This window comes from Agrobacterium sp. 22-3639C2, from assembly GCF_053522105.1.
In genome coordinates, this window is the sequence record NZ_JBNWDB010000003.1 from 206,015 (window position 1) to 230,267 (window position 24,253).

Annotated in this window: 30 protein-coding genes; 14 read left to right on the top strand and 16 right to left on the bottom strand. The window is 59.3% G+C overall.

The genetic code is table 11. The annotated features are described in order from the left end of the window. Nucleotides 1-5: 5 nt before the first annotated feature. The 12 genes from ACQZ6D_RS13990 to coxB all read right to left on the bottom strand — a co-directional run bounded on the left by ACQZ6D_RS13990 (nucleotide 6) and on the right by coxB (nucleotide 9,950). Nucleotides 6-314, bottom strand: a complete 309-nt coding sequence (locus ACQZ6D_RS13990; protein WP_013635620.1) for a Dabb family protein — start codon at nucleotides 312-314, stop codon at nucleotides 6-8. A 128-nt stretch (nucleotides 315-442) separates the two neighbouring features. Next, nucleotides 443-883: a ribonuclease HI gene (rnhA, locus tag ACQZ6D_RS13995; RefSeq protein WP_003511799.1), complete on the bottom strand. Its 441-nt coding sequence runs from the start codon at nucleotides 881-883 to the stop codon at nucleotides 443-445. Then, nucleotides 880-1,848 (bottom strand): homoserine kinase, encoded by a 969-nt coding sequence (locus ACQZ6D_RS14000; protein WP_003511797.1) that lies wholly within the window; start codon nucleotides 1,846-1,848, stop codon nucleotides 880-882. The genes rnhA and ACQZ6D_RS14000 overlap by 4 nt, the downstream gene beginning before the upstream one ends. 92 nt (nucleotides 1,849-1,940) lie before the next feature. Further along, a complete protein-coding gene (ispH, locus tag ACQZ6D_RS14005; RefSeq protein ID WP_019564182.1) occupies nucleotides 1,941-2,987 on the bottom strand; it encodes a 4-hydroxy-3-methylbut-2-enyl diphosphate reductase in 1,047 nt (348 codons plus the stop codon). A gap of 63 nt (nucleotides 2,988-3,050) precedes the next feature. After that, nucleotides 3,051-3,785, bottom strand: a complete 735-nt coding sequence (locus tag ACQZ6D_RS14010; protein ID WP_065702811.1) for an SURF1 family protein — start codon at nucleotides 3,783-3,785, stop codon at nucleotides 3,051-3,053. 10 nt (nucleotides 3,786-3,795) lie between these two features. After that, nucleotides 3,796-4,182, bottom strand: a complete 387-nt coding sequence (locus tag ACQZ6D_RS14015; protein ID WP_019564184.1) for a DUF983 domain-containing protein — start codon at nucleotides 4,180-4,182, stop codon at nucleotides 3,796-3,798. 100 nt (nucleotides 4,183-4,282) lie between these two features. Beyond that, nucleotides 4,283-5,158: a cytochrome c oxidase subunit 3 gene (locus ACQZ6D_RS14020; RefSeq protein WP_003511788.1), complete on the bottom strand. Its 876-nt coding sequence runs from the start codon at nucleotides 5,156-5,158 to the stop codon at nucleotides 4,283-4,285. A gap of 63 nt (nucleotides 5,159-5,221) precedes the next feature. Continuing rightward, on the bottom strand, nucleotides 5,222-5,851 hold the full coding sequence (locus ACQZ6D_RS14025) for a cytochrome c oxidase assembly protein (RefSeq protein ID WP_003511786.1): 630 nt from the start codon (nucleotides 5,849-5,851) through the stop codon (nucleotides 5,222-5,224). 42 nt (nucleotides 5,852-5,893) lie between these two features. Continuing rightward, nucleotides 5,894-6,025 (bottom strand): hypothetical protein, encoded by a 132-nt coding sequence (locus ACQZ6D_RS14030; protein WP_013635615.1) that lies wholly within the window; start codon nucleotides 6,023-6,025, stop codon nucleotides 5,894-5,896. Then, nucleotides 6,025-6,978: a heme o synthase gene (gene cyoE, locus ACQZ6D_RS14035; RefSeq protein WP_065688067.1), complete on the bottom strand. Its 954-nt coding sequence runs from the start codon at nucleotides 6,976-6,978 to the stop codon at nucleotides 6,025-6,027. Before cyoE ends, ACQZ6D_RS14030 begins: the two co-directional genes overlap by 1 nt. 381 nt (nucleotides 6,979-7,359) lie before the next feature. After that, entirely contained in the window at nucleotides 7,360-9,069 is a 1,710-nt protein-coding gene (gene ctaD / locus ACQZ6D_RS14040; protein WP_003511781.1) for a cytochrome c oxidase subunit I, read from the bottom strand. Nucleotides 9,070-9,086: 17 nt separating this feature from the next. Beyond that, a complete protein-coding gene (coxB, locus tag ACQZ6D_RS14045; RefSeq protein WP_019564187.1) occupies nucleotides 9,087-9,950 on the bottom strand; it encodes a cytochrome c oxidase subunit II in 864 nt (287 codons plus the stop codon). Between the two features lie 191 nt (nucleotides 9,951-10,141). Here coxB and ACQZ6D_RS14050 point away from each other — a divergent pair, with 191 nt between their 5' ends. The 6 genes from ACQZ6D_RS14050 (at nucleotide 10,142) to ACQZ6D_RS14075 (ending at nucleotide 14,183) form a co-directional block, all read left to right on the top strand. Next, the gene (locus ACQZ6D_RS14050) at nucleotides 10,142-10,321 is read left to right on the top strand and encodes a hypothetical protein (protein ID WP_141680484.1); all 180 of its coding nucleotides are present in this window, start codon (nucleotides 10,142-10,144) and stop codon (nucleotides 10,319-10,321) included. A 70-nt stretch (nucleotides 10,322-10,391) separates the two neighbouring features. Continuing rightward, on the top strand, nucleotides 10,392-10,916 hold the full coding sequence (locus ACQZ6D_RS14055; protein WP_003511775.1) for an invasion associated locus B family protein: 525 nt from the start codon (nucleotides 10,392-10,394) through the stop codon (nucleotides 10,914-10,916). 69 nt (nucleotides 10,917-10,985) lie between these two features. After that, nucleotides 10,986-11,294, top strand: coding sequence for a hypothetical protein (locus tag ACQZ6D_RS14060; RefSeq protein ID WP_065702744.1), 309 nt, complete (start codon nucleotides 10,986-10,988; stop codon nucleotides 11,292-11,294). 79 nt (nucleotides 11,295-11,373) lie between these two features. Then, entirely contained in the window at nucleotides 11,374-12,789 is a 1,416-nt protein-coding gene (tldD, locus tag ACQZ6D_RS14065; RefSeq protein WP_065702746.1) for a metalloprotease TldD, read from the top strand. Nucleotides 12,790-13,064: 275 nt separating this feature from the next. Continuing rightward, nucleotides 13,065-13,502, top strand: coding sequence for a bleomycin resistance protein (locus ACQZ6D_RS14070; protein ID WP_003511773.1), 438 nt, complete (start codon nucleotides 13,065-13,067; stop codon nucleotides 13,500-13,502). A gap of 6 nt (nucleotides 13,503-13,508) precedes the next feature. After that, nucleotides 13,509-14,183: an HAD family hydrolase gene (locus ACQZ6D_RS14075; RefSeq protein WP_003511772.1), complete on the top strand. Its 675-nt coding sequence runs from the start codon at nucleotides 13,509-13,511 to the stop codon at nucleotides 14,181-14,183. A 267-nt stretch (nucleotides 14,184-14,450) separates the two neighbouring features. Here the strand turns inward: ACQZ6D_RS14075 and ACQZ6D_RS14080 are convergent, their stop codons facing one another. Continuing rightward, nucleotides 14,451-14,756: a pyrophosphohydrolase domain-containing protein gene (locus ACQZ6D_RS14080; RefSeq protein ID WP_174047389.1), complete on the bottom strand. Its 306-nt coding sequence runs from the start codon at nucleotides 14,754-14,756 to the stop codon at nucleotides 14,451-14,453. Nucleotides 14,757-14,906: 150 nt separating this feature from the next. Between ACQZ6D_RS14080 and ACQZ6D_RS14085 the strand changes: the two genes are divergently transcribed. Beyond that, complete coding sequence (locus tag ACQZ6D_RS14085) at nucleotides 14,907-15,686, top strand: sulfite exporter TauE/SafE family protein (RefSeq protein WP_174047387.1); 780 nt, start codon at nucleotides 14,907-14,909, stop codon at nucleotides 15,684-15,686. Nucleotides 15,687-15,717: 31 nt separating this feature from the next. On the opposite strand, the gene pdxH is transcribed toward ACQZ6D_RS14085, so the two are convergent. Beyond that, a complete protein-coding gene (pdxH, locus tag ACQZ6D_RS14090; protein ID WP_003511768.1) occupies nucleotides 15,718-16,338 on the bottom strand; it encodes a pyridoxamine 5'-phosphate oxidase in 621 nt (206 codons plus the stop codon). A 56-nt stretch (nucleotides 16,339-16,394) separates the two neighbouring features. Here pdxH and ACQZ6D_RS14095 point away from each other — a divergent pair, with 56 nt between their 5' ends. The 4 genes from ACQZ6D_RS14095 (at nucleotide 16,395) to ACQZ6D_RS14110 (ending at nucleotide 19,741) form a co-directional block, all read left to right on the top strand. Next, entirely contained in the window at nucleotides 16,395-16,844 is a 450-nt protein-coding gene (locus ACQZ6D_RS14095; protein ID WP_003511767.1) for an RT0821/Lpp0805 family surface protein, read from the top strand. A gap of 212 nt (nucleotides 16,845-17,056) precedes the next feature. After that, nucleotides 17,057-18,166 carry a DnaJ C-terminal domain-containing protein gene (locus ACQZ6D_RS14100; protein ID WP_065661298.1) on the top strand — a complete coding sequence of 370 codons (1,110 nt, stop codon included), beginning with the start codon at nucleotides 17,057-17,059 and terminating at the stop codon, nucleotides 18,164-18,166. A 131-nt stretch (nucleotides 18,167-18,297) separates the two neighbouring features. Then, nucleotides 18,298-19,116: an enoyl-ACP reductase FabI gene (gene fabI, locus ACQZ6D_RS14105; protein WP_003511762.1), complete on the top strand. Its 819-nt coding sequence runs from the start codon at nucleotides 18,298-18,300 to the stop codon at nucleotides 19,114-19,116. A 31-nt stretch (nucleotides 19,117-19,147) separates the two neighbouring features. Further along, on the top strand, nucleotides 19,148-19,741 hold the full coding sequence (locus ACQZ6D_RS14110) for a histidine phosphatase family protein (RefSeq protein WP_121556427.1): 594 nt from the start codon (nucleotides 19,148-19,150) through the stop codon (nucleotides 19,739-19,741). 200 nt (nucleotides 19,742-19,941) lie between these two features. Here the strand turns inward: ACQZ6D_RS14110 and ACQZ6D_RS14115 are convergent, their stop codons facing one another. Next, nucleotides 19,942-20,202 carry a DUF1344 domain-containing protein gene (locus ACQZ6D_RS14115; RefSeq protein WP_003511760.1) on the bottom strand — a complete coding sequence of 87 codons (261 nt, stop codon included), beginning with the start codon at nucleotides 20,200-20,202 and terminating at the stop codon, nucleotides 19,942-19,944. A 40-nt stretch (nucleotides 20,203-20,242) separates the two neighbouring features. Between ACQZ6D_RS14115 and ACQZ6D_RS14120 the strand changes: the two genes are divergently transcribed. From ACQZ6D_RS14120 to ribB, 3 genes are all read left to right on the top strand, one after another. Next, a complete protein-coding gene (locus ACQZ6D_RS14120; protein WP_448729786.1) occupies nucleotides 20,243-20,518 on the top strand; it encodes a hypothetical protein in 276 nt (91 codons plus the stop codon). A 137-nt stretch (nucleotides 20,519-20,655) separates the two neighbouring features. After that, entirely contained in the window at nucleotides 20,656-21,753 is a 1,098-nt protein-coding gene (gene aroC, locus ACQZ6D_RS14125) for a chorismate synthase (RefSeq protein WP_113157938.1), read from the top strand. 12 nt (nucleotides 21,754-21,765) lie between these two features. Continuing rightward, nucleotides 21,766-22,866, top strand: coding sequence for a 3,4-dihydroxy-2-butanone-4-phosphate synthase (gene ribB, locus ACQZ6D_RS14130; RefSeq protein WP_003511757.1), 1,101 nt, complete (start codon nucleotides 21,766-21,768; stop codon nucleotides 22,864-22,866). 168 nt (nucleotides 22,867-23,034) lie between these two features. Here ribB and ACQZ6D_RS14135 read toward each other — a convergent pair whose 3' ends face one another. Beyond that, the gene (locus ACQZ6D_RS14135; protein WP_111783279.1) at nucleotides 23,035-24,228 is read right to left on the bottom strand and encodes a winged helix-turn-helix domain-containing protein; all 1,194 of its coding nucleotides are present in this window, start codon (nucleotides 24,226-24,228) and stop codon (nucleotides 23,035-23,037) included. Between the last annotated feature and the right edge of the window lie 25 nt (nucleotides 24,229-24,253).

Genomic DNA, 24,253 nt, shown 5'->3' on the forward strand with positions numbered 1-24,253 from the left:
CTTTTTCACACGTTCATATCAAACACCAGAAGCCCGGCCAGACCGCCATCGGTCAGCGAGACCAGACGTTGACCGACTTCCATGTGTTGCGGATGCGCCAGATATTCGTCGCGGGCCTCCGGGCTGTCCAACGTTACGATGAAGCCATCGACGAAACCGCCATTCAGGCCTTCCGGCGAAACGTTCTGGCCGTATTTCACGTCGATTATGCCGGGTATCACGTCCTTGAGGGCCGCAATTGCTTCAAACACCGCGTGTTTTTCAGAGGATGCCGTTGCAGCCTTGAACCGTAGAAATACACAATGCAGGATCATCTGAATGTCTCTCCTCCGCTGGAACATCGTCCAACTGTTTGACGACAAGATAGATCGGGTTTCAGTTTTCACAATCCCTTATCACGGTTGGCCCGGATAAGGGCCGAATGGAAGAAATCAGTCTTCCGTTACCGGCGTTTGAAAGGCTCCATGCCCTTGCGTGCCAATTCGTCGGCGCGCTCGTTTTCCGGGTGGCCGGCATGGCCCTTGACCCAGTGCAGCGTCACTTTATGGCGCTCCTGCGCCGCCTCCAGCGCCTGCCACAGCTCCACATTCTTGACCGGCTTGTTATCGGCGGTTTTCCAGCCCTTCTTTTTCCAGCCGAAAATCCACTTGGTGATGCCATCCTTGACATAGGCGCTGTCGGTATAGAGATCGACTTCGCAGGGACTTTTCAGCGCGTTGAGCGCCGAGATGGCCGCCAGCAGTTCCATGCGGTTGTTGGTGGTATCAGCCTCGCCGCCGGACAATTCCTTTTCGGTCTCGCCATATCGCAGCACGGCACCCCAGCCGCCCGGACCGGGATTGCCGGAGCAGGCGCCGTCGGTAAAGATATCGACATGTTTCATTCGCCAACCAGCCCGTATTCCGCGACATGGCTGATGGAGCGGTGGAACCGCAGCTTGCGCAGATATTCCAGCGGGTCTTTCTTCACCACCAGCGCGCCCGCCGGCGTCGTCAGCCAGTCATAGAGGCGGGTCAGGAAGAAGCGCAGCGCCGAGCCGCGTGCCAGAAGCGGCAACGCATCCAGTTCCGCCTCACTCAACGGACGCACCGACTGGTAACCTTCCAGCAGCGCCTTGCCCTTGGTGACGTTGTACGCACCATCCTTCTCGAAGCACCAGGCATTGAGGCAGATCGACACGTCATAGGCGAGCAGGTCGTTGCAGGCGAAGTAAAAATCGATCAGGCCGGAAAGCTCGTCACCGAGGAAAAAAACGTTGTCCTGAAACAGGTCCGCATGGATGACGCCCGCGGGCAAATCCTTCGGCCAATGGGCGGCGAGATAATCGATTTCCGGGCGGATCTCTTGCTTCAGGCCCTTCTCCACCTCGTCGGCGCGGTCTTCAGACTTGTCCCACAGCACCTTCCAGCCATCGACGGAGAGTGCATTGGGGCGCTTGATCTCGAACCCCTCACCGGCCAGATGCATGGCGGCCAGCGCCTTGCCGACTTCCCGGCAATGTTTCGCTTCCGGTTTTCGCAGCCACATGCCTTCAAGGAAGGAGATCAGCGCTGCCGGGCGACCGGACAATTCGCCCAGCAGTTCCCCGTCCTTGCGCGGCAGCGGCAAGGGGCAGGACAGACCCTTGGCGGCCAGATGCTGCATGAGACCGAGGAAGAACGGCAGATCGGATTTTTCCACGCGCTTTTCGTAAAGCGTCAGGATCAGCGGATCCTTCGTCGTATGCAGCAGGAAATTGGAGTTTTCGACGCCTTCGGCAATGCCCTTATAGGATGTGAGGCTGCCAACGTCGTATTGTATGAGGAAATTCCTCAGATCATCTTCAGTGATGTCCGTATAAACTGCCAATTTCAAATCTCTTGATGAAGGATGGAGTGAAAATCTGAAGAGGGGATGACATATGCGCGGTGGGAACCACTCACATATCTCGCCATCCCGGTCTAGGCGCCAGTGGCGGCTTTCGGTGGCAGGGCATTGCTGGCATTGCCGTTCACGAAAGCCATGTCGTCCGTCGTCAGCTCGATGCTGCGCAGTTCGCGGTTGACGAGGAAATGTTCCGTTTCCTCCACCGTGACGGCCAGATCGAGCGTCGTATCGAAACGCGCCTTGAAGGCTTCGATGATCTCATCAACGATGACCTCCGGCGCGGAAGCGCCCGCCGAAAGACCGACGGTGCGGATATCGCCGATCGCATCCCAGTCGATTTCCGCCGCACGCTGCACCAGAACCGAATGTTTGGCGCCAGCGCGCAGCGCCACTTCCACCAGCCGCTTCGAGTTTGACGAATTGGGCGCGCCGACCACGATGAAGAGATCGCAGCCGGGGGCCGCCTGCTTCACCGCATCCTGACGGTTGGTGGTGGCGTAACAAATGCTGTCGGCGGCGGGCGCCTGAATGGCCGGAAAACGTTCCTGCAACCGGGCAATAACGCCTGCGGTATCATCGACGGACAGCGTTGTCTGTGTAACGAAACCGAGGTTTTCTCGGTCCACCGGTTCATAGGTGCCGGCATCCTCCACCGTCTCGACCAGCGAAACGGTACCTTCGGGCAGCTGGCCCATGGTGCCGATGACCTCAGGGTGACCGGCATGGCCGATCAACACGACATGACGGCCGAGGCGCTGGTGGCGCATGGCCTGCTTATGGACCTTGGAGACGAGCGGGCATGTGGCATCGAGATAAAACAGGTTGCGCGCCTGCGCATCCTCCGGCACGGATTTCGGCACGCCATGGGCGGAAAAGACCACCGGCTGCTCGCGATGCTCGGTGGGGATTTCGTGCAGTTCCTCGACGAAAATCGCGCCCTTGGCTTCCAGCCCCTCGACCACATATCGGTTATGGACGATTTCGTGGCGGACATAGACCGGCGCGCCATAGGCTTTCAGCGCCAGCACGACGATCTGGATCGCCCGGTCCACGCCCGCGCAAAAGCCGCGCGGTCCGCACAGCCTTATCGTCAAAGGGGGTTTGGAAACGGCGATGTTCATTCGTGCTCCTTGGCGTGCTCCTTGCCCTTGCCCGGTAGCCAGCCTTACCGGACAGGGCGCGCGTTATTCACCTTGCGCCTTACCGTTCCGGAAATAGGCAAAACCGGCGACGATGACAAGGGCCGCCGCCAGACCATACCACGTTATCGCATATTGCAGGTGATTGTTGGGCAAATCTATCAGCGTCACGCCGCCCTGTGGCCAGCCGCCGGGGTTCGGCGCATCGTCGGCATCCACGAACAGGTTGACCAGCTTGTTGGGCGGGATATCGGTGCTCGACGCCATGGCCGCCAGATCCTTCCAGTAGAAGATGTTCTTGGCGATATCGTTATCCGGCAGCAGGGAAGACGGTTTTGCAACGAGAGGCGCGCGCGCCAGCCCCTTGATCTGCACCTCGCCAGCGACCTGCCCTTCAGGCCGCTTCGTCGCCTCCTTCATCTCAAACGGCACGAAGCCGCGATTGACGAAGAGGATGCGGCCATCGGCAAGCGACAGCGGAGTATAGATGTAATAGCCGGTTCTGCCCTGGTGGGTGGCGAAGAAATGCCGCTCGCGGGCATGATCGAAAACGCCGGAAACGTTGACCCTGCGATATTCAATTTCGCCGCCGCTTTTGGCAATGGCTTCGATCTGCGAGAGCGTGGCCGGACTTGCGTTGCGCCGCGCCTCGATATCGGCAATCAGCGCTTCTTTCCAGTAAAGCCGCTTCACCTGCCATGTGCCTAGCCCGAGAAGGATGGCAAGTGCCAAAAGGACGAGCGGCGCGGCAAACCAGATGCGTCTTTCCGCCGCCTTCATGTGGGAAACCTCATTCACGATCAAGCCTGCCTTCGCTTGCATTGTTGCGGTATTGCAGCGCAATCATGATGCCCTTCATCTTGCGTAGCAGCACGAGGGAGACGATCACCGCAAAAGGCAACCAGAGCATGACATGCACCCAGACGGGCGGCGCAAAACGCTGATCGAACCAAAGCGCCAGCCCGACGACAAGGAAACCGACGATCAGCATGACAAAGACGGCCGGGCCTTCACCCGCATCGGCAAAGCCGTAATCCAGCCCGCAAGCACTGCATGCGGGTTTCGGGGTCAGGAAGCCGTCGAACAGCCTGCCATTGCCGCAACGCGGGCAGCAGCCCTTCAGCCCGACTTTTATTGGGTCCACCGGCGCAAAGCCGCCGTTTCCGGGTTCAGACATGATGGCCTCCCGCCTTGGGCCGGTTAAACCTCCGTCCGGCCCGCCTGTTTAAACACAAAGGGCGGCAGATGCCGCCCTCCGAGTCAGAAAACAAACCGCATCACTCCGCCAGCGGCGCGCCCCAGCCGCCCCAGATGTAGATCGCGAAGAACAGGAACAGCCAGACGACGTCAACGAAGTGCCAGTACCAGGCAGCCGCTTCGAAGCCGAAATGCTGTTTCGGCGTGAAACCGCCGGCAATGGCGCGCAGCAGGCAGACCAGCAGGAAAACCGTGCCGACGAAAACGTGGAAACCGTGGAAGCCGGTCGCCATGAAGAAGGTCGCGCCATAGATCGAGTTCTTGAAGTCGAACGGGGCGTGCATGTATTCGTAAACCTGCACGGTCGAGAACAGGACGCCGAGCGCAACGGTGAGGACGAGACCGGTGATCAGCCCCTTGCGGTCATTGTGCAGCAGGGCATGGTGCGCCCAGGTGACGCAGGTGCCCGACAAAAGCAGGATGACGGTGTTGTAGAGCGGAAGGTGCCAGGGATCGATGACCTCGATGCCCTTTGGCGGCCACTGACCGCCGGTATATTCGAGGCGGGACGCCTGAATGGCCTCGTGCGGATAAAGGCTGGCATCGAAATAGGCCCAGAACCACGCGACGAAGAACATCACCTCAGAGGCGATGAACATGATCATGCCGTAACGCAGGTGAAGCGAAACGACGCGGGTGTGGCTACCCTCATTGGCTTCCTTGATCGTGTCTGCCCACCATGCGTACATGGTGTAAAGCACGATGACGAGACCGATATAAAACAGCCAGGGATTGGCCAGTTCCATGCCGAACAGCTTGAAGGAGCCAGCCGACAGGTAACGCATGTAACAGACGCCGCCGAAGGTCAGAATGAAGGCGCCGATCGAGGCCAAAAGCGGCCAGGGGCTTGGATCTATGATGTGGTAGTCGTGGTTCTTCTGATGCGTATCTGCCATGTGTGACAATCCCCTGGTATCTCTTCCCAGACCCGGCCCTGCTCAAAAGGCCCGAGTCTCCTCTCACAATTTGCTTTCGCCAGATTCAGTCTTTACCGGCAAGGACGCAACCGGTTTTTCGGTTTTGGCCGGATAAAACGTATAGGACAGCGTCAAAGTATGAATGTTCTTCGTTTCGCGCGCCGTGGCGATATCCGGATCGATGAAAAACACCACCGGCATTTCGAGCGTTTCGCCCGGCTGAAGCGTCGTTTCGGTGAAGCAGAAACACTCCACCTTGTTGAAATAAGCGCCTGCTTCCATGGGCGTGACGTTAAAGACCGCCGTGCCCGTGGTTGCCACCGCTGAGCGGTTCGTCGCCTTGAAATTGATCTGTACCGTCTCGCCGATTTTCGGCGTGACCAGCTTGTCGACCGGGCGGAAATCCCAGTTGAGGCCATTCGACGTATTGGCGTCGAAGGTGACGTTGATAGTCTTGTCGAGAATGACGTCGGAATATTGCTCGACGCGCTGGGTCGTGCCGTTATAGCCAGTGACGCGGCAGAACAGGCTGTAGAGCGGAACGGCGGCGTAGGCCATGCCGATCATAGCGCAGAAAAACACGAGACAGAGCACGAGGATGGAGCGATTGCTCACCCGCTGCGTGCCGGCCGTTGCCTTGTCTGCCCCGATATTTGCCCCAGTATTCGCCATGTCCCCCTCCTCTCCTCCGATCATGCCCTCACTGTCAGGCCGTCAATGCGAGCCGATCTTGATGATGGTGATGACGTAAAACAGCACCACCAGACCGGCGAGCAAGACGCCGAGCGCGACGTTGCGCCCGCGCCTCGATTTTTTCTGCGCCGCGCTCAGTTCCACGGTTTCCATCAAAAAACTCCCGAAATCACGGCTTTCAGGGCCGGAGCGAAATGATCGGCCAAAAGGCCGGAGAAGATGGCGAAGAGGTAAAGCACCGAATAGGCGAACATCTTCTTGGCGGGCAGCATTTTTTCGTCACCGTCAGGCATGCGCCGGACATCGAGCGAACAGTACACAAAGATCGCGCTCAGCACGGCGGCGAAAATGCCATAACCGAGGCTCGCCAGACCGGTGAAATACGGCGCGACCGCAACTGCAGCCGTCAGCACGGCGTAAACGATCATCTGGTTCTTGGTGGAGCGCTCGCCCGCCACGTTCGGCATCATCGGAATGCCGACGGAGCCGTAGTCGCGCATCTTGAACAGCGCCAGCGCCCAGAAATGGGCTGGTGTCCACAAGAAGATGATGAGGAAGAGGATGACGCTATCAAGCGAAACGCCGCCGGTGACGCAGGCCCAGCCAAGCATGGGCGGGAAAGCGCCGGCAGCACCACCAATGACGATGTTCTGCGGTGTCGAGCGTTTCAGCCACATCGTATAAACGACGGCGTAGAAGAAAATGGTGAAGGCGAGCAATCCGGCGGAGAACCAGTTGACCGCAAGCCCGAGGATGACCACCGAAAAGGCCGAGAGCGTCAGTCCGAAGGCCAGCGCCTCGCCAGGTGCTACGCGGCCGGACGGGATCGGCCGCTTGGCGGTGCGGCTCATCACGGCGTCGATATCTGCATCGTACCACATGTTGAGCGCGCCGGATGCGCCGGCACCGACGGCAATACAGAGAATGGCGATGAGGCCGAGGACCGGGTTGATGTGGCCCGGCGCCAGCACGAGGCCCGCAAACGCCGTGAAGACGACGAGCGACATGACGCGCGGTTTCAGCAACTCGAAATAATCGCGCGCGCCGGCTTCCGAAAGTTCGGAGCTTTCCAGGCCAAGCATTTCGCGATTGTCGATGACGGTCATTTCGTATCCTGTTTTTCTTCAGATGCCGCTTGTCGCGGCATCCCTTGCACCAGCCCGAAAACAGAGTGTCGTTTTCGGCGTGCACGGTGCGTCAATTCATTGGTCCGAACGTTCCGGCACGGGCAGCACCGGGGTCAAAGACCCGATGCCATGCGCCTGGCATATCGCCACGCCCGTTCCGTCGCCCTGCTGCGTCTGCCCATTCATAGTGGCAGTACTTGGCTTTTATCATGTCGCACGAAAAGCTTCGCTTGGACAAAATGCCTCACGCAGCAGCAGACTCCGTCCGCCTCAAGGGAAACGGCGCGGATAAGCCCACACCATCCCCTCTTTTCAGCTTCCGGAGTTCGCAAGCCCTGCCCGCGCACTCCGGTCCGGCATTCAGCGAATGCGCGGAAGCTGTTCCCACTGGTGGTATGGCGGCGGAGAGGACAGCTGCCATTCGAGCGTCGTCGCACCTTCACCCCAGGGATTGTTGCCAGCGATCCGCTTCTTGGCGAAGGCTTCCCAAACACCGAAGAGGAAGATCAACACGGCAACGGCCGAGATATAGGAACCATAGGAAGACACCAGGTTCCAGCCGGCATAGGCATCGGGATAATCGATGTAACGACGCGGCATGCCGGCAAGGCCGAGGAAGTGCTGCGGGAAGAAGATCAGGTTCACGCCAACGAACATCACCCAGAAGTGCAGCTTGCCGATGAACTCGTTGTACATGTAGCCGGTGATCTTCGGGAACCAGTAATACCAGCCGGCGAAGATCGCGAAGACCGCGCCGAGCGACAGAACGTAATGGAAGTGCGCCACGACGTAGTAGGTGTCGTGCAGCGAACGGTCGAGACCGGCATTGGCGAGCTGGACGCCGGTAACACCGCCGACCGTGAACAGGAAGATGAAGCCGATTGCCCAGACCATCGGGGTCGAGAAGGTCAGCGAACCGCCCCACATTGTCGCGATCCACGAGAAGATCTTGATACCTGTCGGCACCGCGATGACCATGGTTGCGAAGACGAAATAACGCTGCGCTTCCAGCGAAAGGCCGACCGTGTACATGTGGTGCGCCCACACGATGAAGCCGACAGCGCCGATGGCGACCATGGCGTATGCCATGCCGAGATAGCCGAAGACCGGCTTCTTGGAGAAGGTGGACACGATGTGGCTGATGATGCCGAAGCCGGGCAGGATCAGGATGTACACTTCCGGGTGGCCGAAGAACCAGAACAGGTGCTGGTAGAGGATCGGATCACCGCCGCCTTCCGGCGAGAAGAATGCCGTGCCGAAGTTACGGTCGGTCAGAAGCATGGTGATGCCACCAGCCAGAACCGGCAGGGAAAGCAGCAGCAGGAATGCGGTGACCAGAACCGACCAGGCAAAAAGCGGCATCTTGTGCAGCGTCATGCCCGGAGCGCGCATGTTGAGGATGGTGGTGATGAAGTTGATGGCGCCAAGGATCGAGGACGCGCCGGCAACGTGCAGCGAGAAGATCGCAAGATCCACCGCCGGTCCCGGCATGCCGTTGGTCGAAAGCGGCGGATACATGGTCCAGCCGCCACCCACGCCGTAACCGCCCGCCGGACCTTCGACGAAAAGCGACAGGAGCAGCAGGATGAACGCCGGAACGATCAGCCAGAAGGAAATATTGTTGAGGCGCGGGAAAGCCATGTCAGGAGCGCCGATCATGATCGGGATCATCCAGTTGGCAAAGCCGCCGATCATCGCCGGCATGACCATGAAGAAGATCATGATGAGCGCGTGCGCTGTCGTGAACACGTTGAACATGTGCTTGCCGCCGTCGATGGCAGCGTCACCCTCGAAACCGTAAACCATGGAGGCCAGACCGTGGAAGATCTGGATGCCCGGCTCCTGCAGCTCCATACGCATGACAACCGAAAGCCCGCCACCGATGATACCCGCCATGATGGCGAAGATCAGGTAGAGCGTGCCGATGTCTTTATGGTTGGTCGACAGGAACCAGCGGGCGAAAAAGCCCGGCTTGTGGGAATGATCATGAGAATGATCATCATGCGCGTGCCCATCATGAGCGGATTGACCATGCGAGTGATGATCGTCGTGTGCGGAAGGTCCAGCCATTGTCGTCACTCCAGGTCTCAGTTGGTTTCGTTGGCGGCAACGTCGACCGTGCGCGGAGCGCCATCGACGGAGGCCATCAGTGCCCGGTTCGCGCCGTTCAGATCTGAAGCGGCGGCGGCGTGCCAGGCATTGTACTGCTGTTCGGAAACCACCCGAATGGCGATCGGCATGAAGGCATGGTCCTTGCCGCAAAGCTCGGAACACTGGCCGTAATAAAGGCCTTCCTTCTCCGGCTTGAACCAAGTTTCGTTGAGGCGGCCCGGAACGGCGTCGATCTTAACACCGAAAGCGGGCATGGCGAAGGCGTGGATGACATCCGTAGGCGCCGCCGTCACCAGAAGGCGAACGGTCTTGCCGACCGGAACGACCATTTCATTGTCTACCGCGAGAAGACGCGGGTAGCGGGCCTTGTCCTCCTTGCCTGCAGCTGCACGATCCTGCTCCTTCAGCAGATAGCTGTCGAAGGCGAGCGGCTCGGCGCCCTCGGCAGCCTTGTATTCGTAGTTCCAGAGCCATTGCGTCGCAGTCGCCTTCAGCGTCAGGTCAGGGTTTTCCGGCTGCGTCAGCTGCGCGTTCAGAAGATTGAACGACGGGAAAGCGAGGAACAGGAGAATGAGAACCGGCGCAAGCGTCCACACCACTTCGATCGCGGTGTTGTGGCTGGTCTTGGACGGCACCGGATTTTTCGCTGCACGGAATTTCAAGGCGACGATAATGAGCAGCGCAAGAACGAAAAGCGTAACCGGAACAATGAACCAGAGCGTATATTGTTCAAACCAGCGTATTTCGTGCATGATCGGCGTGGCGGCCTCCTGCATGCCCATTTGCCAATGCACCGGCTGATCGGCGTGGGCGCCGACAGCCGTGAGCAGACAGGTCATCCCCGCCAATGCTGCGTAAATCCTATTCGTCACGGTACCCTCTCCCTCACGCGTCTGATCTTGATCAATTACAGACGCAGAATCCATGCTTATGGTACTAACTTCAAACCACAGTTTGTCCTCTGCCGCAATATGCGTAAGGACACGGATGTCAGCCAATTTCACCATTGTTCGTCGCAGCCGAGTTTCCCATGTCCCGTATCCTGCAAGATATTTCAGGCGCGCTTGGCAATGGTCAAAATCCGGCGCAGCCCCTGCTGGCAGCGCTTTTGCAGCAGGCTTCAGCCAACAGGCACCGGCTGCCGCACGGTCAAATCAGGCGCCTGCACCCGGCAACAGGTCCTATTTCCGCCCAACTCGGCTGGAATTGAGGTACCAAGGCTTTTTTTTCCGGATTATGGCGTCAAAATAGCCGCACTGATTCGAATCCCAGAGGTATCCATGCGTCTTTCCCCGCTCGCGCGCACTTTTCTTGCCGCCGCCGGTCTTGCCATCATCGCTCCCGCCGCAGCGGCGCTGGCGCAACAGCAGCCGCCCGGAACGCCGAAGTCGACGCATGGAGCATGGTCGGTGATCTGCGACAAGCCGGCAGGCGCATCCGAAGATCAATGCGCCCTGATGCAGAACGTGATTGCCGACGACCGCCCGGAAGTGGGGCTTTCGGTGGTGGTCCTGAAAACCGCGGACCGCAAGTCGCGCATCCTGCGTATCCTCGCACCGCTTGGCGTGCTTCTGAAGGACGGCATGGAGCTTTATATCGACAACAACAATATTGGCCGCGCCTATTTCACCCGCTGCTTCTCCGAAGGCTGCTATGTCGAGGTCGATATTGACGACGAGCTGCTGAAGGTTCTGCGCGCCGGCAAGAACGCGGTTTTCGCGCTGCGTGAATCCGTCGATCAGGATCGTGTCGGTATTCCGATCGAGCTCACCGGCTTTGCCGAAGGCTACGACGCGCTTCCTTAAACAATAAGGTTGAATCCGAGAGACTAAAACTCTACCATGAAAGTATTGTTTTAACTATTTTCGGATATCATGAAATATAGAAAACCGGTAACCCTCCGTCAGTTTCGCGGCGTTTTTCTGGTACTTCTACTATTTGCTTTTGCGGTGAGCTTTGCTCATGAAAGTGGCCTCTTGCCCGATTTCATGGTAGGAAACGCGCAGCCGCAAATGCTGATTATGATTGTCACTGGGAATATTCTGTCGCAGTTCCACTGGGAACGCGTCGTGCCGAATCCGCCTGAGCACTGGGGACGTCTGACGTTGCTGGTTCTTCTCCATAGCGTCCCTGTCTATGTGGCCATGGCTTTTTTCGTGCACCTCATATTCAAGCTGACTTGAGCCAAATCACGCTTTGGCTTGCCACCGACGCCCCACAATCCTACATGCTTGCCAGACACTATTCAGTTTGGAGCCTCCCATGACCAACGACCTTGTAAATCTCTTCGATTGCGACGAGACGCAGTTGCGCAAGCTGGTCGCGGAAGCGCTCACCGGCGCAGACGATGGCGAGTTGTTCATCGAACATGCGCAGGCCGAATCGCTGACCTTCGATAACGGCCGCCTCAAGGGCGGCTCCTTCAATACCGACCAGGGTTTTGGCCTGCGCGCCGTTGCCGGCGAGACCGTCGGCTACGCCCATGCGGGCGAGCTGTCGCAGGCTGCGCTGAAGCGGGCGTCGGATGCTGTCGGCGCCGTGACCAGAGGTTATTCCGGTTCCTATGCCGCAGCCCCACAACGCACTAACAAAAAGCTCTACGGCGACGAAAACCCGATCGGCAGCCCGAGCTTCGAGGAGAAGGTGAAACTTCTCACCGATATCGACGCCTATTTGCGCGACAAAGACGCGAATGTCCGGCAGGTGACGGCGACGATTTCCGCAAGCTGGCAGGTAGTGGATATTCTGCGCGCCGATGGCCATCGCGTCAGCGATGTCAGGCCCATGACCCGTATCAATATTTCCGTGGTCGCAGGTGAAGGCGACCGGCAGGAAAGCGGCTCCTACGGCATTGGCGGCCGCGTCGGCTTTGGCGATTTCATCACCACGGAGAACTGGCAGCGCGGTGCCGACGAGGCGCTGCGCCAGGCGCTCGTCAACCTGACCGCCGTCGATGCGCCGGCCGGCACCATGGATGTGGTTCTCGGCTCCGGCTGGCCCGGCGTCATGCTGCATGAGGCTGTAGGCCATGGCCTCGAGGGCGATTTCAACCGCAAGAAAACCTCGGCCTTTGCCGGCCTGATGGGCGAGATGGTGGCAGCCCCGGGTGTGACTGTGGTGGATGACGGCACCATCGACAGCCGCCGTGGTTCGCTCACCGTCGACGACGAGGGAACACCGTCGGCCCATAATGTGCTGATCGAGAACGGCAGGCTGGTGGGATATATGCAGGACCGCCAGAACGCCCGGCTGATGGGTGCGAAGGCGACAGGCAATGGCCGCCGGCAGGGGTATGCCTATGTGCCGATGCCGCGCATGACCAACACCTACATGCTGTCAGGCGACAAGACGCCCGAGGAGATCATCTCCTCCGTCAAGAAGGGCATCTATGCCGTTTCCTTCGGTGGCGGTCAGGTGGATATCACATCAGGCAAGTTCGTGTTCGGCTGCACCGAGGCTTATCTCATCGAGAACGGCAAGATCGGCGCGCCGGTGAAGGGTGCAATGCTGATCGGCAACGGGCCGGACGCAATGAAGCGCGTCTCGATGATCGGCAACGATTCGAAACTGGACACCGGCATCGGCAATTGCGGCAAGGCCGGGCAATGGGTGCCGGTTGGCGTCGGTCAGCCGCACCTGCGCATGGACCAGATCACCGTCGGCGGCACGAAGGCGTAGTTCCGGCCTCGAGCCGGAATCCAGCCTACCCGCGTCCGCTTGGCGAGATGAGCCGTTTCAGCCCAAGGACTTGGGCTGACTGTGTGCCGGATCATGCCCGGCATGAGGTGAGAAAAGCTGTGGCAGGCCGAAAAGTTGAACCTGCTTCAGCCCACAACTCCGCACATGGCTGCCATGATGAGGATTCCTCTGGCAAGTCACCCGGAAGACGATAATATCGCCCCATTACCGCAGGCCACGCCTCCCATAGCCGGGCCTGCGCGGCAAAGGAGACCATGACCATCATACGAAATGCCCTCGTCCCGGAACTAGCCGTCAGCGACTGGCAGAAAAGCCGCGCTTTTTATTGCGACCTGATCGGTTTTCATGTGGTTTATGAGCGCGCCGAAGAGGGCTTTGCCTATCTGGCGCTGGGTGATGCGCAGCTGATGATCGACCAGATCGGTGCGACCCGGACCTTCGTGGCGGAAAATGCAGCGCTTGAATTTCCGCTGGGCCGCGGCATGAATCTGCAACTTGCCGTTCCTTCCCTGCTGCCCATCCTCGCGCGGCTTGAGCGGGCGTCGATCGATCTTGTCCTGCCGTCAGAGGAAAAATGGTACAGGCGCGGCACAGTCGAGGTCGGTAACCGGCAATTCATCGTTGCCGATCCGGACGGTTACCTGCTCCGCCCGTTCGAAAGCCTCGGCGAACGCCCCTTCCGGTTCGGTTGAGCCGCCATGCTGCCTTTTCTCCCGCATGCTGTCGTTTTCGACATGGACGGATTGCTGATCGAAAGCGAGACGCTTTATCGCGATTCCTTTCTGGCCGCGTCAGATGAGGGCGGCCACGGAATGCGGGTCGAGACCTATCAGAAGGTCTGCGGCAGCCCGTGGGATGTCATTACCGGCACCATTTTCGCCGATTATGGCGCGGATTTTCCGATCGACAGCTTCCGTGACGCCTGGCTCCGGCATCTTGCCGTGATGATGGCGGAAGGCGTGGCGCTGAAACCCGGCGTCGTCGAAATCCTCGATCTTCTCGACAGGCTCGATATACGCCGAGCCATCGCCACCTCCTCGCGGCACGATTCCGTCACGCGTCATCTCGGCCCCTATGACCTGCTCAAACGTTTCGATACCATCGTCGCCCGCGGCGACTATTCGGAGCCGAAGCCGTCGCCCATGCCATATCTTACTGCCGCAAAACGTCTCGGCATCGATCCGGGCCGTTGCCTGGCGCTGGAGGATTCCTGGCACGGCGTGCGCTCCGCCTCATCGGCGGGCATGATGACGATCATGGTGCCGGATGTCGCGCCGCCGACCGAGGAAATGCGGGAAAAATGCATTGCCGTTTCAACCGACCTTCATGCGGTTGCCGGCCTCCTGCAACAGGCGCCGTTATCAGAGGCATGAAGGCGCGTCACATGCCCCTAGCCATTGGTCTTTATGGTGTCTCACATATAGGCTGACAGGCCGATCCTGCTCGAATTCATTTGTCGGCACATTCATAAACGGCGCGGCGCTGATATTGCTCGCTCTTTCCGCATTTCAGATTACCCTGCGGCAGGTCATGACACCGGTGGCCGCCATTCTCGCAGCTCTGCTCTCTATCGTTTCGCTCTCATAATTGCGGCAGCGGCAGAGCCGCAGCGCTAGGGTCGCGTCCCTCCCCGCAAACTGTCAAACCGACGGTGTAAAACGCCACTTGCGCTCTATCGATGCTTCGATGTCGAGACCGTTATAATGGGCGAGCAGCAGCAGATGTCCGAGGAGATCGGCGGTTTCGTCGGCCAGATCGAGTTTCATCGCATCTTCGCTTCTGTCTTTGCTGCGCCCACGCCCCGTCAGCCGGTTCCAGGCCTGCGTGACCTCACCAACCTCCTCCTGGAGCTTCAGCATATACCAGTCGGGATCGCGGACGATCCCATTTTCCTCAGCGTATTTCTGTGAGGCAGCTTCAAACTGGCGCATCAAGACAGCAAGCATTTGTTCATCCTTTGTTCGTGAAATACAACTCTGATCACGATTCTCCGGCGGCGTCGATTCGAAAGCGTATCGTGCGATAATCAGCTGAAATTTCCGCGACAGGTGCCTGCATGCGGGATAAAGAGGTATTCGAAATCCATGCAGTCACCCATGCCTCTCCTCGATTTTTTCTCGGCTCTTATCACCGCGCATAGTCCGACGCTGCTCGCCATGTTTGCGGGCGCCGCCTTTCTCGCCGGACTTGCCCGCGGCTTTTCCGGCTTTGGTGCGGCCCTCATCTTCATTCCGCTGGCAAGCGCCATTGTCGGCCCGCGCATCGCCTCGGTGGTTCTTCTTGTGGTGGACGGCGTTTTGACGCTCGGCATGATACCGCCGGCCTGGCGCATGGCCGACCGGCGTGAAGTCTTCACCATGGCAGCCGGTGCGCTTGTCGGTGTCCCGCTTGGAACGCTACTGCTTTCCGGCGGGGATCCGCTCACCCTGCGCTGGATCATTTCCATCGTGGTTGTCGTGCTGCTGTTATTTCTCGTTTCCGGCTGGCGTTACAGCGGCCGGCCGAAAACGCCGCTCACCCTGTTCACCGGACTTGTTGCCGGGCTGTTTTCAGGTTCGGCGCAACTGGGCGGTCCACCCATCGTCGCCTATTGGCTTGGCGGGGCCCTCAAGGGCGCTTTCGTGCGCGCGAATGTCATTCTCTATTTCGCGATTTCGACCGTGATCTCCGCCACCAGCTATTTTTTTGGTGGCCTGTTCACTGCCGACGTCTTTGTTTTTTTCCTGCTGGCCCTGCCGTTTTACGGGGCGGGTCTTTATGCCGGTGCGCGGCTGCACGGGCTTGCCGACGAGGCGGCGTTCAGGCGCATCTGCTACTGCCTGATCGCCATTTCCGCCGTCATCGGCCTGCCGCTATTTGATTCGCTGCTGAAATAGGCAGGCAAGGACGGCCTGCCCCCTGCAGCTTTCAAGGATACATGCGGACCTTGGACCACGGTTCATCCGGCGTCTCGCGGCGGAATTCGACACGGTCGTGCAGGCGGAACTTGCGGTCGTGCCAGAACTCGATGCTGACCGGGCGAATGCGGAAACCGGACCAGTAGGAGGGGCGCGGAATATCGCCGATCGCATATTTCGCGGTGTATTCGGCAACCGCCTTTTCCAGGGCAAACCGGCCTTCCAGCGGCCGCGACTGCTTCGACGCCCAGGCGCCGATGCGGCTTCCGCGCGGACGCGAGGCGTAATAGCTATCCGCTTCCGCGTCGGTAACGATCTCCACCTCGCCGCGCAGACGCACCTGCCGGCGCAGGCTTTTCCAGTGGAAACACATGGCCGCTTTTTTCTGGCCTAGGATCTCGCGCCCCTTCTGGCTTTCGAAATTCGTATAGAAAACGAAGCCGCGATCGTCGACGTCCTTCAGCAGCACCATGCGCACATTCGGCAGGCCGTTTTCATCGACGGTTGCGAGTGCTACCGCGTTCGGATCGTTGATTTCGGAGGCCGTCGCGTCCTTCAGCCATTCGGCAAAAAGCGTGAACGGTTCATTTTCTTCAGTGAAGTCACTGGATGTTAACCCCGTTTCCGACATATTGACTAAAATGCTCCCGAGCTGATTTGGACCCCAGAGATGATCTCTGGCGAAAGATGGTGACCGTCATAGCAAAGTCGAACAGTCGAACAAAGGGCCTCCTTTCATCGATAGCGGAAGTTTCCGCCATCGTGTCAATGCTTGTGGTGCTGAGCGGATGCGTTAGCCTTGACCTGTTCGGCGGCGACAAGGTCGATCGCTCGCTTTCCACCGCCTCTGTTCCCAACCAGCCCAATAATAACCCGCAGACCGACGACGCGACCATCCGCAATGCGGTCACATCGGCGGATCTCACCAAACTCGCGGAACAGCCCCTGCCCTGGGCCAATGCCGCAACCGGCAGCGCCGGTGTCGTCACAACCATTCACGAAGACAAGTCCAGCGGTTTCGTCTGCCGCGATTTCAAGACGACGCGCCACTCTTTCGAAGGTGTGGCGAGTTATGCCGGACAGGCCTGCCTGTCGGAAACCGGCGAATGGTTACTCACCCGCTTCGAACAGAAATAAACTGTTTACCCTGGCGCGCGGAATTAATCCGGCCGCATGGCAGCGCGCATTCCCCGTAAACAACTGCTTAGCAACTTATTGCCACAGTCGACGTTGTTTGAACCGAGGGCATGCATGCGAATGATCGCAGGCATCCCTTTTCGGAGGGGTTTGTTTCAGGATTGCGCCATGAGCGGCTGCACGTGCCTGAGCCAACGTAACTGGTGTTTCGCATGCGCGATCCGTATTCTATCCTCGGCTTAAAACGTGACGCCCGTCACGAAGACATCAAGGCTGCCTGGCGCACGAAGGCAAAAACCGTCCATCCGGACGCCAATCGCGATGACCCTGACGCGTCGGCGCGATTCGCCGAGGTCGGGCAGGCCTACGATCTTCTGAAAGACCCCAAAAAGCGCGATCTTTACGACCAGGCCCGCAAGGCGGCCGAGAAAAAGCAGCGCGGCGAAACAATCATGCAGCAGCGGGAGGCGGCGCGCGAGGCAGCCGAGCGCGCCAGGGCCGCTGAGAAGCTGATGGAGGAACTGGCCCGTGCGGATGCCCGCAACAGGGCGCAAACCGGCCAGAAAGCCGATGCAAAACCCGAAACGGCCGAAGATATCGTCGAGCGGATTTTCGGCGCCGACGCGCAGAACGACCCTAAGGTGCAGCAGGCAGCCGAAGCGGCGAAAGCCGCAGCCACTGGCGTTAAAGGCGATGCGCCCGGTGCTGGCGAAACCGCGCAAACGTCTGCAAGCGAAACCGCAGCCGCTTCGCTCGCTGCCAACCTCTTCAGCGCTCTCGTGCGCCGCTTCCGCCCCCCGCAGACGCCGCCGGAAAAGGCACCTGACATCACGGCGGAAGCCACCGTTACGGTCACCGAACTTCTGGAGCGCAAATGGATCACCGTATCCCTTGCCGACGAACGCGAGGTACGCTTCCAGCTTGAACCCGGCATGACGGACGGTCATGTGGTGCGGCTAAAGGGCCAGGGGCTGAAGCTGCCGAACATTGCGCGCGGCGATCTGGCCGTCACGTTGCTGGCGGCGCGCGACGACGCCTTTTCCCTTCGCGGCTTCGATATTCATACGACCCTGCCAATCTCTCTCAGTGACGCGGTTCTGGGTTGCGAGACGAGTATCCGGACGCCGCTTGGCGAGGAAACCGTCACCATTCCTGCCTGGTCCGGCTCCGACCGCGAGCTGCGGCTTGCCGAAAAGGGGCTTGCGGACGGCAAGGGTGGATATGGCGATCTTGTCATCGAATTGCGCATCATCCTGCTCGAAAAGCCGGACGAGAAGGTAACCGACCTCATGCGCCACATGCGCGAAGGCCTTTATTTGTAAAAGTTTTGCGAATAGGCGGGACAACGCACCCTTTGTTACGTTCCCTAACAGTAGATGATCCTCGGCAATCTTGAACAGGATTGCAGCCTATGCCATAGGCAGGATCAATCGAAAGTATCAGGGAGCATACAATGGCTCAGGCATCCGGCCTTATGGCTGGCAAACGCGGCATCATCTTGGGTGTCGCCAATAATCGTTCAATCGCTTGGGGCATTGCCAAGGCTTGCGCGGACGCGGGCGCGGAAATCGCGCTCACCTGGCAGGGCGACGCGCTGAAGAAGCGTGTTGAACCGCTGGCGCAGGAACTGGGCGCCTTCATGGCCGGCCACTGTGACGTGACCGACCTCGAGACGATCGATGCGGTTTTTGCCGGGCTGGAAAAGCATTGGGGCAAGATCGATTTCGTCGTGCACGCCATCGCCTTTTCCGACAAGGACGAGCTGACCGGCCGTTATCTCGACACCAGCCGCGACAACTTCAACCGCACCATGGACATTTCCGTCTTCTCGCTGGCCGCCGTTGCCAAGCGGGCAGAGCCGATCATGAATGATGGCGGTTCGATCATCACGCTCACCTATTACGGTGCCGAGAAGGTCATGCCGAACTACAACGTCATGGGCGTGGCCAAGGCTGCACTCGAGGCCAGCGTGCGTTATCTCGCGGTAGACCTCGGCAGTCGCGGCATCCGCGTCAACGCGGTTTCCGCTGGCCCGATCAAGACGCTTGCGGCTTCCGGTATCGGCGATTTCCGTTACATTCTGAAATGGAACGAATACAACGCGCCGCTGAAGCGCACCGTTTCCATCGAAGAAGTCGGCAAGTCGGCGCTTTACCTGCTGTCCGACCTTTCGACGGCTGTCACCGGCGAAATCCACCACGTGGATTCCGGTTATCACACCATCGGCATGAAGGCCGTTGACGCGCCGGATATCTCGGTGGTCAAGGACTGAGCCGACCGAACTTTGAAACAGGGGTATCGCCTTGCTCGTCTATGTGATCCGGCACGGACAAACGGACTGGAATGCGATACGCCGGCTTCAGGGCCAGAAAGACATTCCGCTCAATGATTTCGGCCGCGCGCAAGCGGTCGGCAACGGCAAGGTTCTGGCGCAAATTCTCGGCGACTCCGCGCGTGATTTCGATTACGTGGCAAGCCCGCTCGGGCGCACGCGCGAGACCATGGAGCTGATGCGCGGAGCGATGGGGCTCGACCCCTACGCATACCGTACCGATGACCGCCTCGTCGAAGTTTCCTTCGGCGACTGGGAAGGCCAGACCCTGCCGGAACTGAAAAAAGAATTTCCTGACCGGGTGAAGGCGCGCAAGGCCAACAAGTGGGACTTCATTCCCCCAGGTCAGCATGCCGAAAGCTATGAAATCCTGTCCTGGCGTATTGGCGCATGGCTTTCCTCAGTCGAGGTGCCGACGGTATGTGTCTGCCACGGCGGCGTAATCCGCTCGATCTTCCGCCTGGTTTCCGGCATGGACAAGGATGAAGCCTCTACGACGCAGATCCCGCAGGACCGGATTTTGAAGGTCGAGATCGACAGGAACAGTGCTGAGTGGATTTCGTGAGGGTACCGATCCTCCTCCGTCATTCCGGCCTCGAGCCGGAACCCGGCCAGCCCAGATCTTTAGGCTGAAAAAACCAATCCCGCCACGCAGACGCTCGTCGGCTGGATGTTGGATCAAGTCCGGCATAATGGAAATTCTGGAGCTTCCCGACCGGGACTAAAGAGGTCCGCCTCGACAAGAGGCAGAGCCGAAACCGCAGTTTACTGCACGACCTCGAGATCATCGACCACGCGTTTTCCGTCCACTTCCGTGTAGAAAACAACGACCTTCACGCCTGCCTTCAGGCCTTCGAAATTGAACTCTTCCGGCACACGGTAATTCTTGCCGTCGTTCAAGGTAATGGTCAGCGCATTCACGTCGATCTTGCTGATCGTTCCCTCGACATCGACGCTCTGGGCGTAGCTGTTGATAGGCATAAGCAAGTTGGCGGTGGCCAGAAGGGCGGCAATCATCATACGCATCGATCTAGCTTTCGTGAATTTGCGTGAAAACCTTACATGCATGAAGAATTGCCTTTCGAATGTGGCGGAAATTGCCCGCAACCATGACATTTTCGGCCCAATTGATGAACGGATTTTGGATCACGTTCAAGTCGTTAGTGATTTTTACACCGCATTTCCCGGCAATATTGGAAAACCGCGAAACAGCGTGGAAAACACCAGCACCTTTACACTTTTGTCATCTGGAAAACCCTGCGCCGTTTCCGCCGAATCATTCATCCGGCCAGTCGTCAGCCATGGCCACGCCTGTCGTTTTCCGGGCTGCTCGGCGTCGTGAACGGTGCGTCACCGTCTTATCGGACTTGCGATGAAAGAAAGGCTTTTGCCTTGGTCCGATTTTCTACTATGACAAATCCGCTTGTTTTAAACGGCCCCTGTCCGCAGGCGCGCCCTCGTTTTCCGGTCTAGAGAAATATGTCGCATAACAGCTTCGGTCATCTTTTTCGCGTTACCACCTGGGGCGAAAGCCATGGGCCCGCTTTGGGCTGCGTGGTGGACGGCTGCCCGCCCGGTATTCGCTTCACGCTTGCCGAGGTGCAGCACTGGATGGACAAGCGCAAGCCCGGCCAAAGCCGCTTCGTCACCCAGCGCCGTGAAGATGACATCGTCAAAGTCCTGTCCGGCGTGATGCTGGATGAGGACAGCGAGACGATGATAACCACCGGCACGCCGATCTCCATGCTGATCGAAAATACCGACCAGCGTTCCAAGGATTACGGCGAGATTGCCCGCAGCTTCCGCCCCGGCCATGCCGACTTCACCTATGATCTGAAATACGGCATTCGCGATTATCGCGGCGGCGGACGCTCTTCCGCCCGCGAGACGGCGGCGCGTGTTGCCGCAGGCGCAATCGCCCGCAAGGTGGTACCGAGCCTCAACGTGCGCGGTGCGCTGGTGCAGATCGGCAAACACAAGATCAACCGTGACAATTGGGATTGGGACCAGGTCGATCAGAACCCATTCTTCTGCCCCGATCCGGCGATGGTGCCGGTGTGGGAAGAATATCTTGACGGCATCCGCAAGGCGGGATCGTCGATCGGCGCGGTCGTCGAAGTCGTGGCGGAAGGTGTTCCGGCCGGCATCGGCGCGCCGATCTACGCCAAGCTCGATCAGGATATTGCCTCCAGCCTGATGTCGATCAACGCCGTCAAGGGCGTGGAGATTGGCGAGGGATTTGCCTCGGCTGAGCTTTCCGGCGAGGAGAATGCCGACGAGATGCGCATGGGCAATGACGGCAAACCGATTTTCCTGTCGAACCATGCCGGCGGCATTCTGGGCGGCATCGCGACTGGCGAGCCCGTCATCGCCCGCTTCGCCATCAAGCCCACCTCCTCCATTCTGACGGAGCGCCAGTCCATCGACACCGACGGCCGCAATGTGGATGTGCGCACCAAGGGCCGCCACGACCCCTGCGTCGGCATCCGCGCCGTGCCGATCGGCGAGGCGATGGTGGCCTGCACCGTTGCCGACCATTATTTGAGAGATCGTGGCCAGACCGGCCGGTTGAAGTGAGGTAAATCCGAAATGGCCTATGATCAGAAACGTGTCGTCGACGCTATCCGCGCTTTCGAAGCTGGCGAGATCGTTGTCGTGACCGACGACGACGACCGTGAAAACGAAGGCGATCTGATTATTTCGGCGGTTCATTGCACGCCGGAAAAAATGGCGCTGATCGTGCGCCACACATCCGGCATCGTTTGCGCGCCCATGCCGCGTGACGAGGCAAAGAGGCTGAACCTCAACGCCATGGTGGCGGAAAACGACAGCGCCCACACCACCGCCTTCACCGTCAGCGTCGACTTCAAGCATGGCACGACGACCGGTATTTCCGCGGATGACCGCACCTTGACGGTGCGCAATCTCGCCAACCCGAATGTCGGCGCGTCGGATTTCACCCGGCCAGGCCACATTTTCCCGCTGATTTCCCGCGAAGGCGGCGTGCTGATGCGTTCCGGCCATACCGAAGCGGCGGTCGATCTCTGCCGGCTCGCCGGCCTGCCGCCCATCGGCGTCATCAGCGAGCTGGTTAATGACGATGGCACCGTGATGCGTGGGCCGCAGGTCCTGGATTTCGCCGAAAAACACGGCATGAAGCATGTTTCGGTCGCCGATCTGATCGCCTATCGCCAGCGCAAGGAAACGCTGGTGGAGATGGAATCCTCCTTCACCATCCAAACCCCGTTCGGACCGGCCAAGGCGCATACCTATTCCCTGCCATGGGACCGGATGCAGCATATGGCGGTGATTTTCGGCGATATCCGCGATGGCGTCGATATTCCCGTCCGCCTGCACCCTGAAAACGTTGCTGACGACGTGTTCGGCGACCGCCAGCCGGTGCAGCACTATATGCAGAAGATCGCCGAAGAAGGCCGCGGCGTCATCGTCTATCTACGCGAAGGTTCTGTCGGCGTCGGCCAGGTGGACGGACGGCGCAAGGCGCGTGATCCCGACGAAGCGCACGCACAGGCCCGCTCCCGCGAAAATGAGTGGCTGGAAATCGGCCTCGGCGCGCAGATTCTCAAAGATCTCGGCATCAGCTCGATCAAGCTGATGACGACCCGCGAGCGCCACTATGTCGGGCTGGAAGGCTTCGGGATCAAGATTTCGGCAACGGATATCGGGTGATTTAGGGACGTCGCGAGGGCGCTTCGATTTGGCGTCCTCTCCGCCCGTCCGGCATCATCCTCGGTCTTGTGCCGAGGATCTGCAGACGCATCCTATACATTTTCCGTTGCAGATGCTCGGGACAGGCCCGAGCATGACGGAAGAGGCAGTCGCCGGCTCAAGGCGCAATTACACTTCCCGCCACCCCTCCAGATAATTCACACACTCCACCCCCGTAAACTTCGCAAGTCGCGACAATTCCGCGTCTAGTTTCTCGAGCCTTCCCGCTGAGGCGCGCACGTCCGGTTCCAGCCACAGGCGGCGCACATCCAGCGTGCTGCGCTTGCGGTCTGCCTTCATGTCGATACGGCCGATCAGCCGGTCGCCTTCCAGAAGCGGGAAGACGTAATAGCCATATTGCCGTTTCGGCTCGGGTACGAAGACCTCGATACGGTAATAGAAGCCAAACAGCCGCTCCGTGCGGTTGCGGTCGCGCAACAGCGGATCGAAGGGGCTCAGCACACGGACGCGGGACGACGGTTCCGGCAGGTTGGCGACATCGGCGCTGAAATCCGCAAAAGCATAGGACGGACGGGCAGCACCGCCATCGCTCGCGAGAAGCGAGACCTCGCACAGTTCGTCACGGTGGCTCTTGACCCAGTCCCTCGCCTCCTGCGGGGTAACGAGATCAAAAAAGGCGGCGATTTCGCCATGGGTGGCAAAACCCAGCCGGGTGAGCGCCTGCCGGCAGGCCCAGTCGACGAATTGCGTATGCTCCACTTCGCTTTCGTGGTGCTCGCCGGGAATGACCCGCTCCGCCAGATCATAGACCTTCTGGAAATTCACGCGGCCGGATATGGCAAGCTTACCGGTGTGCCACAGATATTCGAGTGCGGTCTTGGAAGGATGCCAGTTCCACCAGCCGCCGGACTGATGCCCCTCCTCCTTCAACTCACGCGCCAGAACAGGACCCGTGGCGGCGATGCGCTCCAGTGTCTCGGCGAAAGCCGCATCGAACCCCTCACCATGCCATTTGCGCCAGCGCTCCTGAATGATCGGCTCGCGGCGGCGGAAGCGGTGCTTCCAATAGGGGTAAAATTCGGTCGGCACGATGGAGGCATCATGCGTCCAGTGCTCGAACAGCGCGCGGTCCTTTTCCAGCAGTGCTGTCAGATGTTCGCGCCTGTAGGTCTGGTTTCGGGAGAATATTATCTGATGATGGGCGCGCTCCACCGTGCCGATACTGTCCACCTGCACGAAACCGATATCGGTAATGAGCTGCAGCAGGCCATCCTTGGAAAGCGCCTTTCCGGGCGGAGAGCAAAGCCCCTGCCGCGCCAGAAAAATCCGCTTTGCCGCTTCGTTTGAAACCTTGATCGTCATGAAGCAGAAGGTATGACGGCTTTTT

What these genes read in the sequence shown, in the direction of transcription:
- ACQZ6D_RS13990 (WP_013635620.1), bottom strand. Translation starts at nt 314, where the DNA reads ATGATCCTGCATTGTGTATTTCTACGGTTCAAGGCTGCAACGGCATCC.
- rnhA (WP_003511799.1), bottom strand. Translation starts at nt 883, where the DNA reads ATGAAACATGTCGATATCTTTACCGACGGCGCCTGCTCCGGCAATCCC.
- ispH (WP_019564182.1), bottom strand. Translation starts at nt 2,987, where the DNA reads ATGAACATCGCCGTTTCCAAACCCCCTTTGACGATAAGGCTGTGCGGA.
- ACQZ6D_RS14010 (WP_065702811.1), bottom strand. Translation starts at nt 3,785, where the DNA reads ATGAAGGCGGCGGAAAGACGCATCTGGTTTGCCGCGCCGCTCGTCCTT.
- ACQZ6D_RS14015 (WP_019564184.1), bottom strand. Translation starts at nt 4,182, where the DNA reads ATGTCTGAACCCGGAAACGGCGGCTTTGCGCCGGTGGACCCAATAAAA.
- ACQZ6D_RS14020 (WP_003511788.1), bottom strand. Translation starts at nt 5,158, where the DNA reads ATGGCAGATACGCATCAGAAGAACCACGACTACCACATCATAGATCCA.
- ACQZ6D_RS14025 (WP_003511786.1), bottom strand. Translation starts at nt 5,851, where the DNA reads ATGGCGAATACTGGGGCAAATATCGGGGCAGACAAGGCAACGGCCGGC.
- ACQZ6D_RS14030 (WP_013635615.1), bottom strand. Translation starts at nt 6,025, where the DNA reads ATGGAAACCGTGGAACTGAGCGCGGCGCAGAAAAAATCGAGGCGCGGG.
- cyoE (WP_065688067.1), bottom strand. Translation starts at nt 6,978, where the DNA reads ATGACCGTCATCGACAATCGCGAAATGCTTGGCCTGGAAAGCTCCGAA.
- ctaD (WP_003511781.1), bottom strand. Translation starts at nt 9,069, where the DNA reads ATGGCTGGACCTTCCGCACACGACGATCATCACTCGCATGGTCAATCC.
- coxB (WP_019564187.1), bottom strand. Translation starts at nt 9,950, where the DNA reads ATGACCTGTCTGCTCACGGCTGTCGGCGCCCACGCCGATCAGCCGGTG.
- ACQZ6D_RS14050 (WP_141680484.1), top strand. Translation starts at nt 10,142, where the DNA reads ATGTCCCGTATCCTGCAAGATATTTCAGGCGCGCTTGGCAATGGTCAA.
- ACQZ6D_RS14055 (WP_003511775.1), top strand. Translation starts at nt 10,392, where the DNA reads ATGCGTCTTTCCCCGCTCGCGCGCACTTTTCTTGCCGCCGCCGGTCTT.
- ACQZ6D_RS14060 (WP_065702744.1), top strand. Translation starts at nt 10,986, where the DNA reads ATGAAATATAGAAAACCGGTAACCCTCCGTCAGTTTCGCGGCGTTTTT.
- tldD (WP_065702746.1), top strand. Translation starts at nt 11,374, where the DNA reads ATGACCAACGACCTTGTAAATCTCTTCGATTGCGACGAGACGCAGTTG.
- ACQZ6D_RS14070 (WP_003511773.1), top strand. Translation starts at nt 13,065, where the DNA reads ATGACCATCATACGAAATGCCCTCGTCCCGGAACTAGCCGTCAGCGAC.
- ACQZ6D_RS14075 (WP_003511772.1), top strand. Translation starts at nt 13,509, where the DNA reads ATGCTGCCTTTTCTCCCGCATGCTGTCGTTTTCGACATGGACGGATTG.
- ACQZ6D_RS14080 (WP_174047389.1), bottom strand. Translation starts at nt 14,756, where the DNA reads ATGCTTGCTGTCTTGATGCGCCAGTTTGAAGCTGCCTCACAGAAATAC.
- ACQZ6D_RS14085 (WP_174047387.1), top strand. Translation starts at nt 14,907, where the DNA reads ATGCCTCTCCTCGATTTTTTCTCGGCTCTTATCACCGCGCATAGTCCG.
- pdxH (WP_003511768.1), bottom strand. Translation starts at nt 16,338, where the DNA reads ATGTCGGAAACGGGGTTAACATCCAGTGACTTCACTGAAGAAAATGAA.
- ACQZ6D_RS14095 (WP_003511767.1), top strand. Translation starts at nt 16,395, where the DNA reads ATGGTGACCGTCATAGCAAAGTCGAACAGTCGAACAAAGGGCCTCCTT.
- ACQZ6D_RS14100 (WP_065661298.1), top strand. Translation starts at nt 17,057, where the DNA reads ATGCGCGATCCGTATTCTATCCTCGGCTTAAAACGTGACGCCCGTCAC.
- fabI (WP_003511762.1), top strand. Translation starts at nt 18,298, where the DNA reads ATGGCTCAGGCATCCGGCCTTATGGCTGGCAAACGCGGCATCATCTTG.
- ACQZ6D_RS14115 (WP_003511760.1), bottom strand. Translation starts at nt 20,202, where the DNA reads ATGCGTATGATGATTGCCGCCCTTCTGGCCACCGCCAACTTGCTTATG.
- ACQZ6D_RS14120 (WP_448729786.1), top strand. Translation starts at nt 20,243, where the DNA reads ATGAAGAATTGCCTTTCGAATGTGGCGGAAATTGCCCGCAACCATGAC.
- aroC (WP_113157938.1), top strand. Translation starts at nt 20,656, where the DNA reads ATGTCGCATAACAGCTTCGGTCATCTTTTTCGCGTTACCACCTGGGGC.
- ribB (WP_003511757.1), top strand. Translation starts at nt 21,766, where the DNA reads ATGGCCTATGATCAGAAACGTGTCGTCGACGCTATCCGCGCTTTCGAA.
- ACQZ6D_RS14135 (WP_111783279.1), bottom strand. Translation starts at nt 24,228, where the DNA reads ATGACGATCAAGGTTTCAAACGAAGCGGCAAAGCGGATTTTTCTGGCG.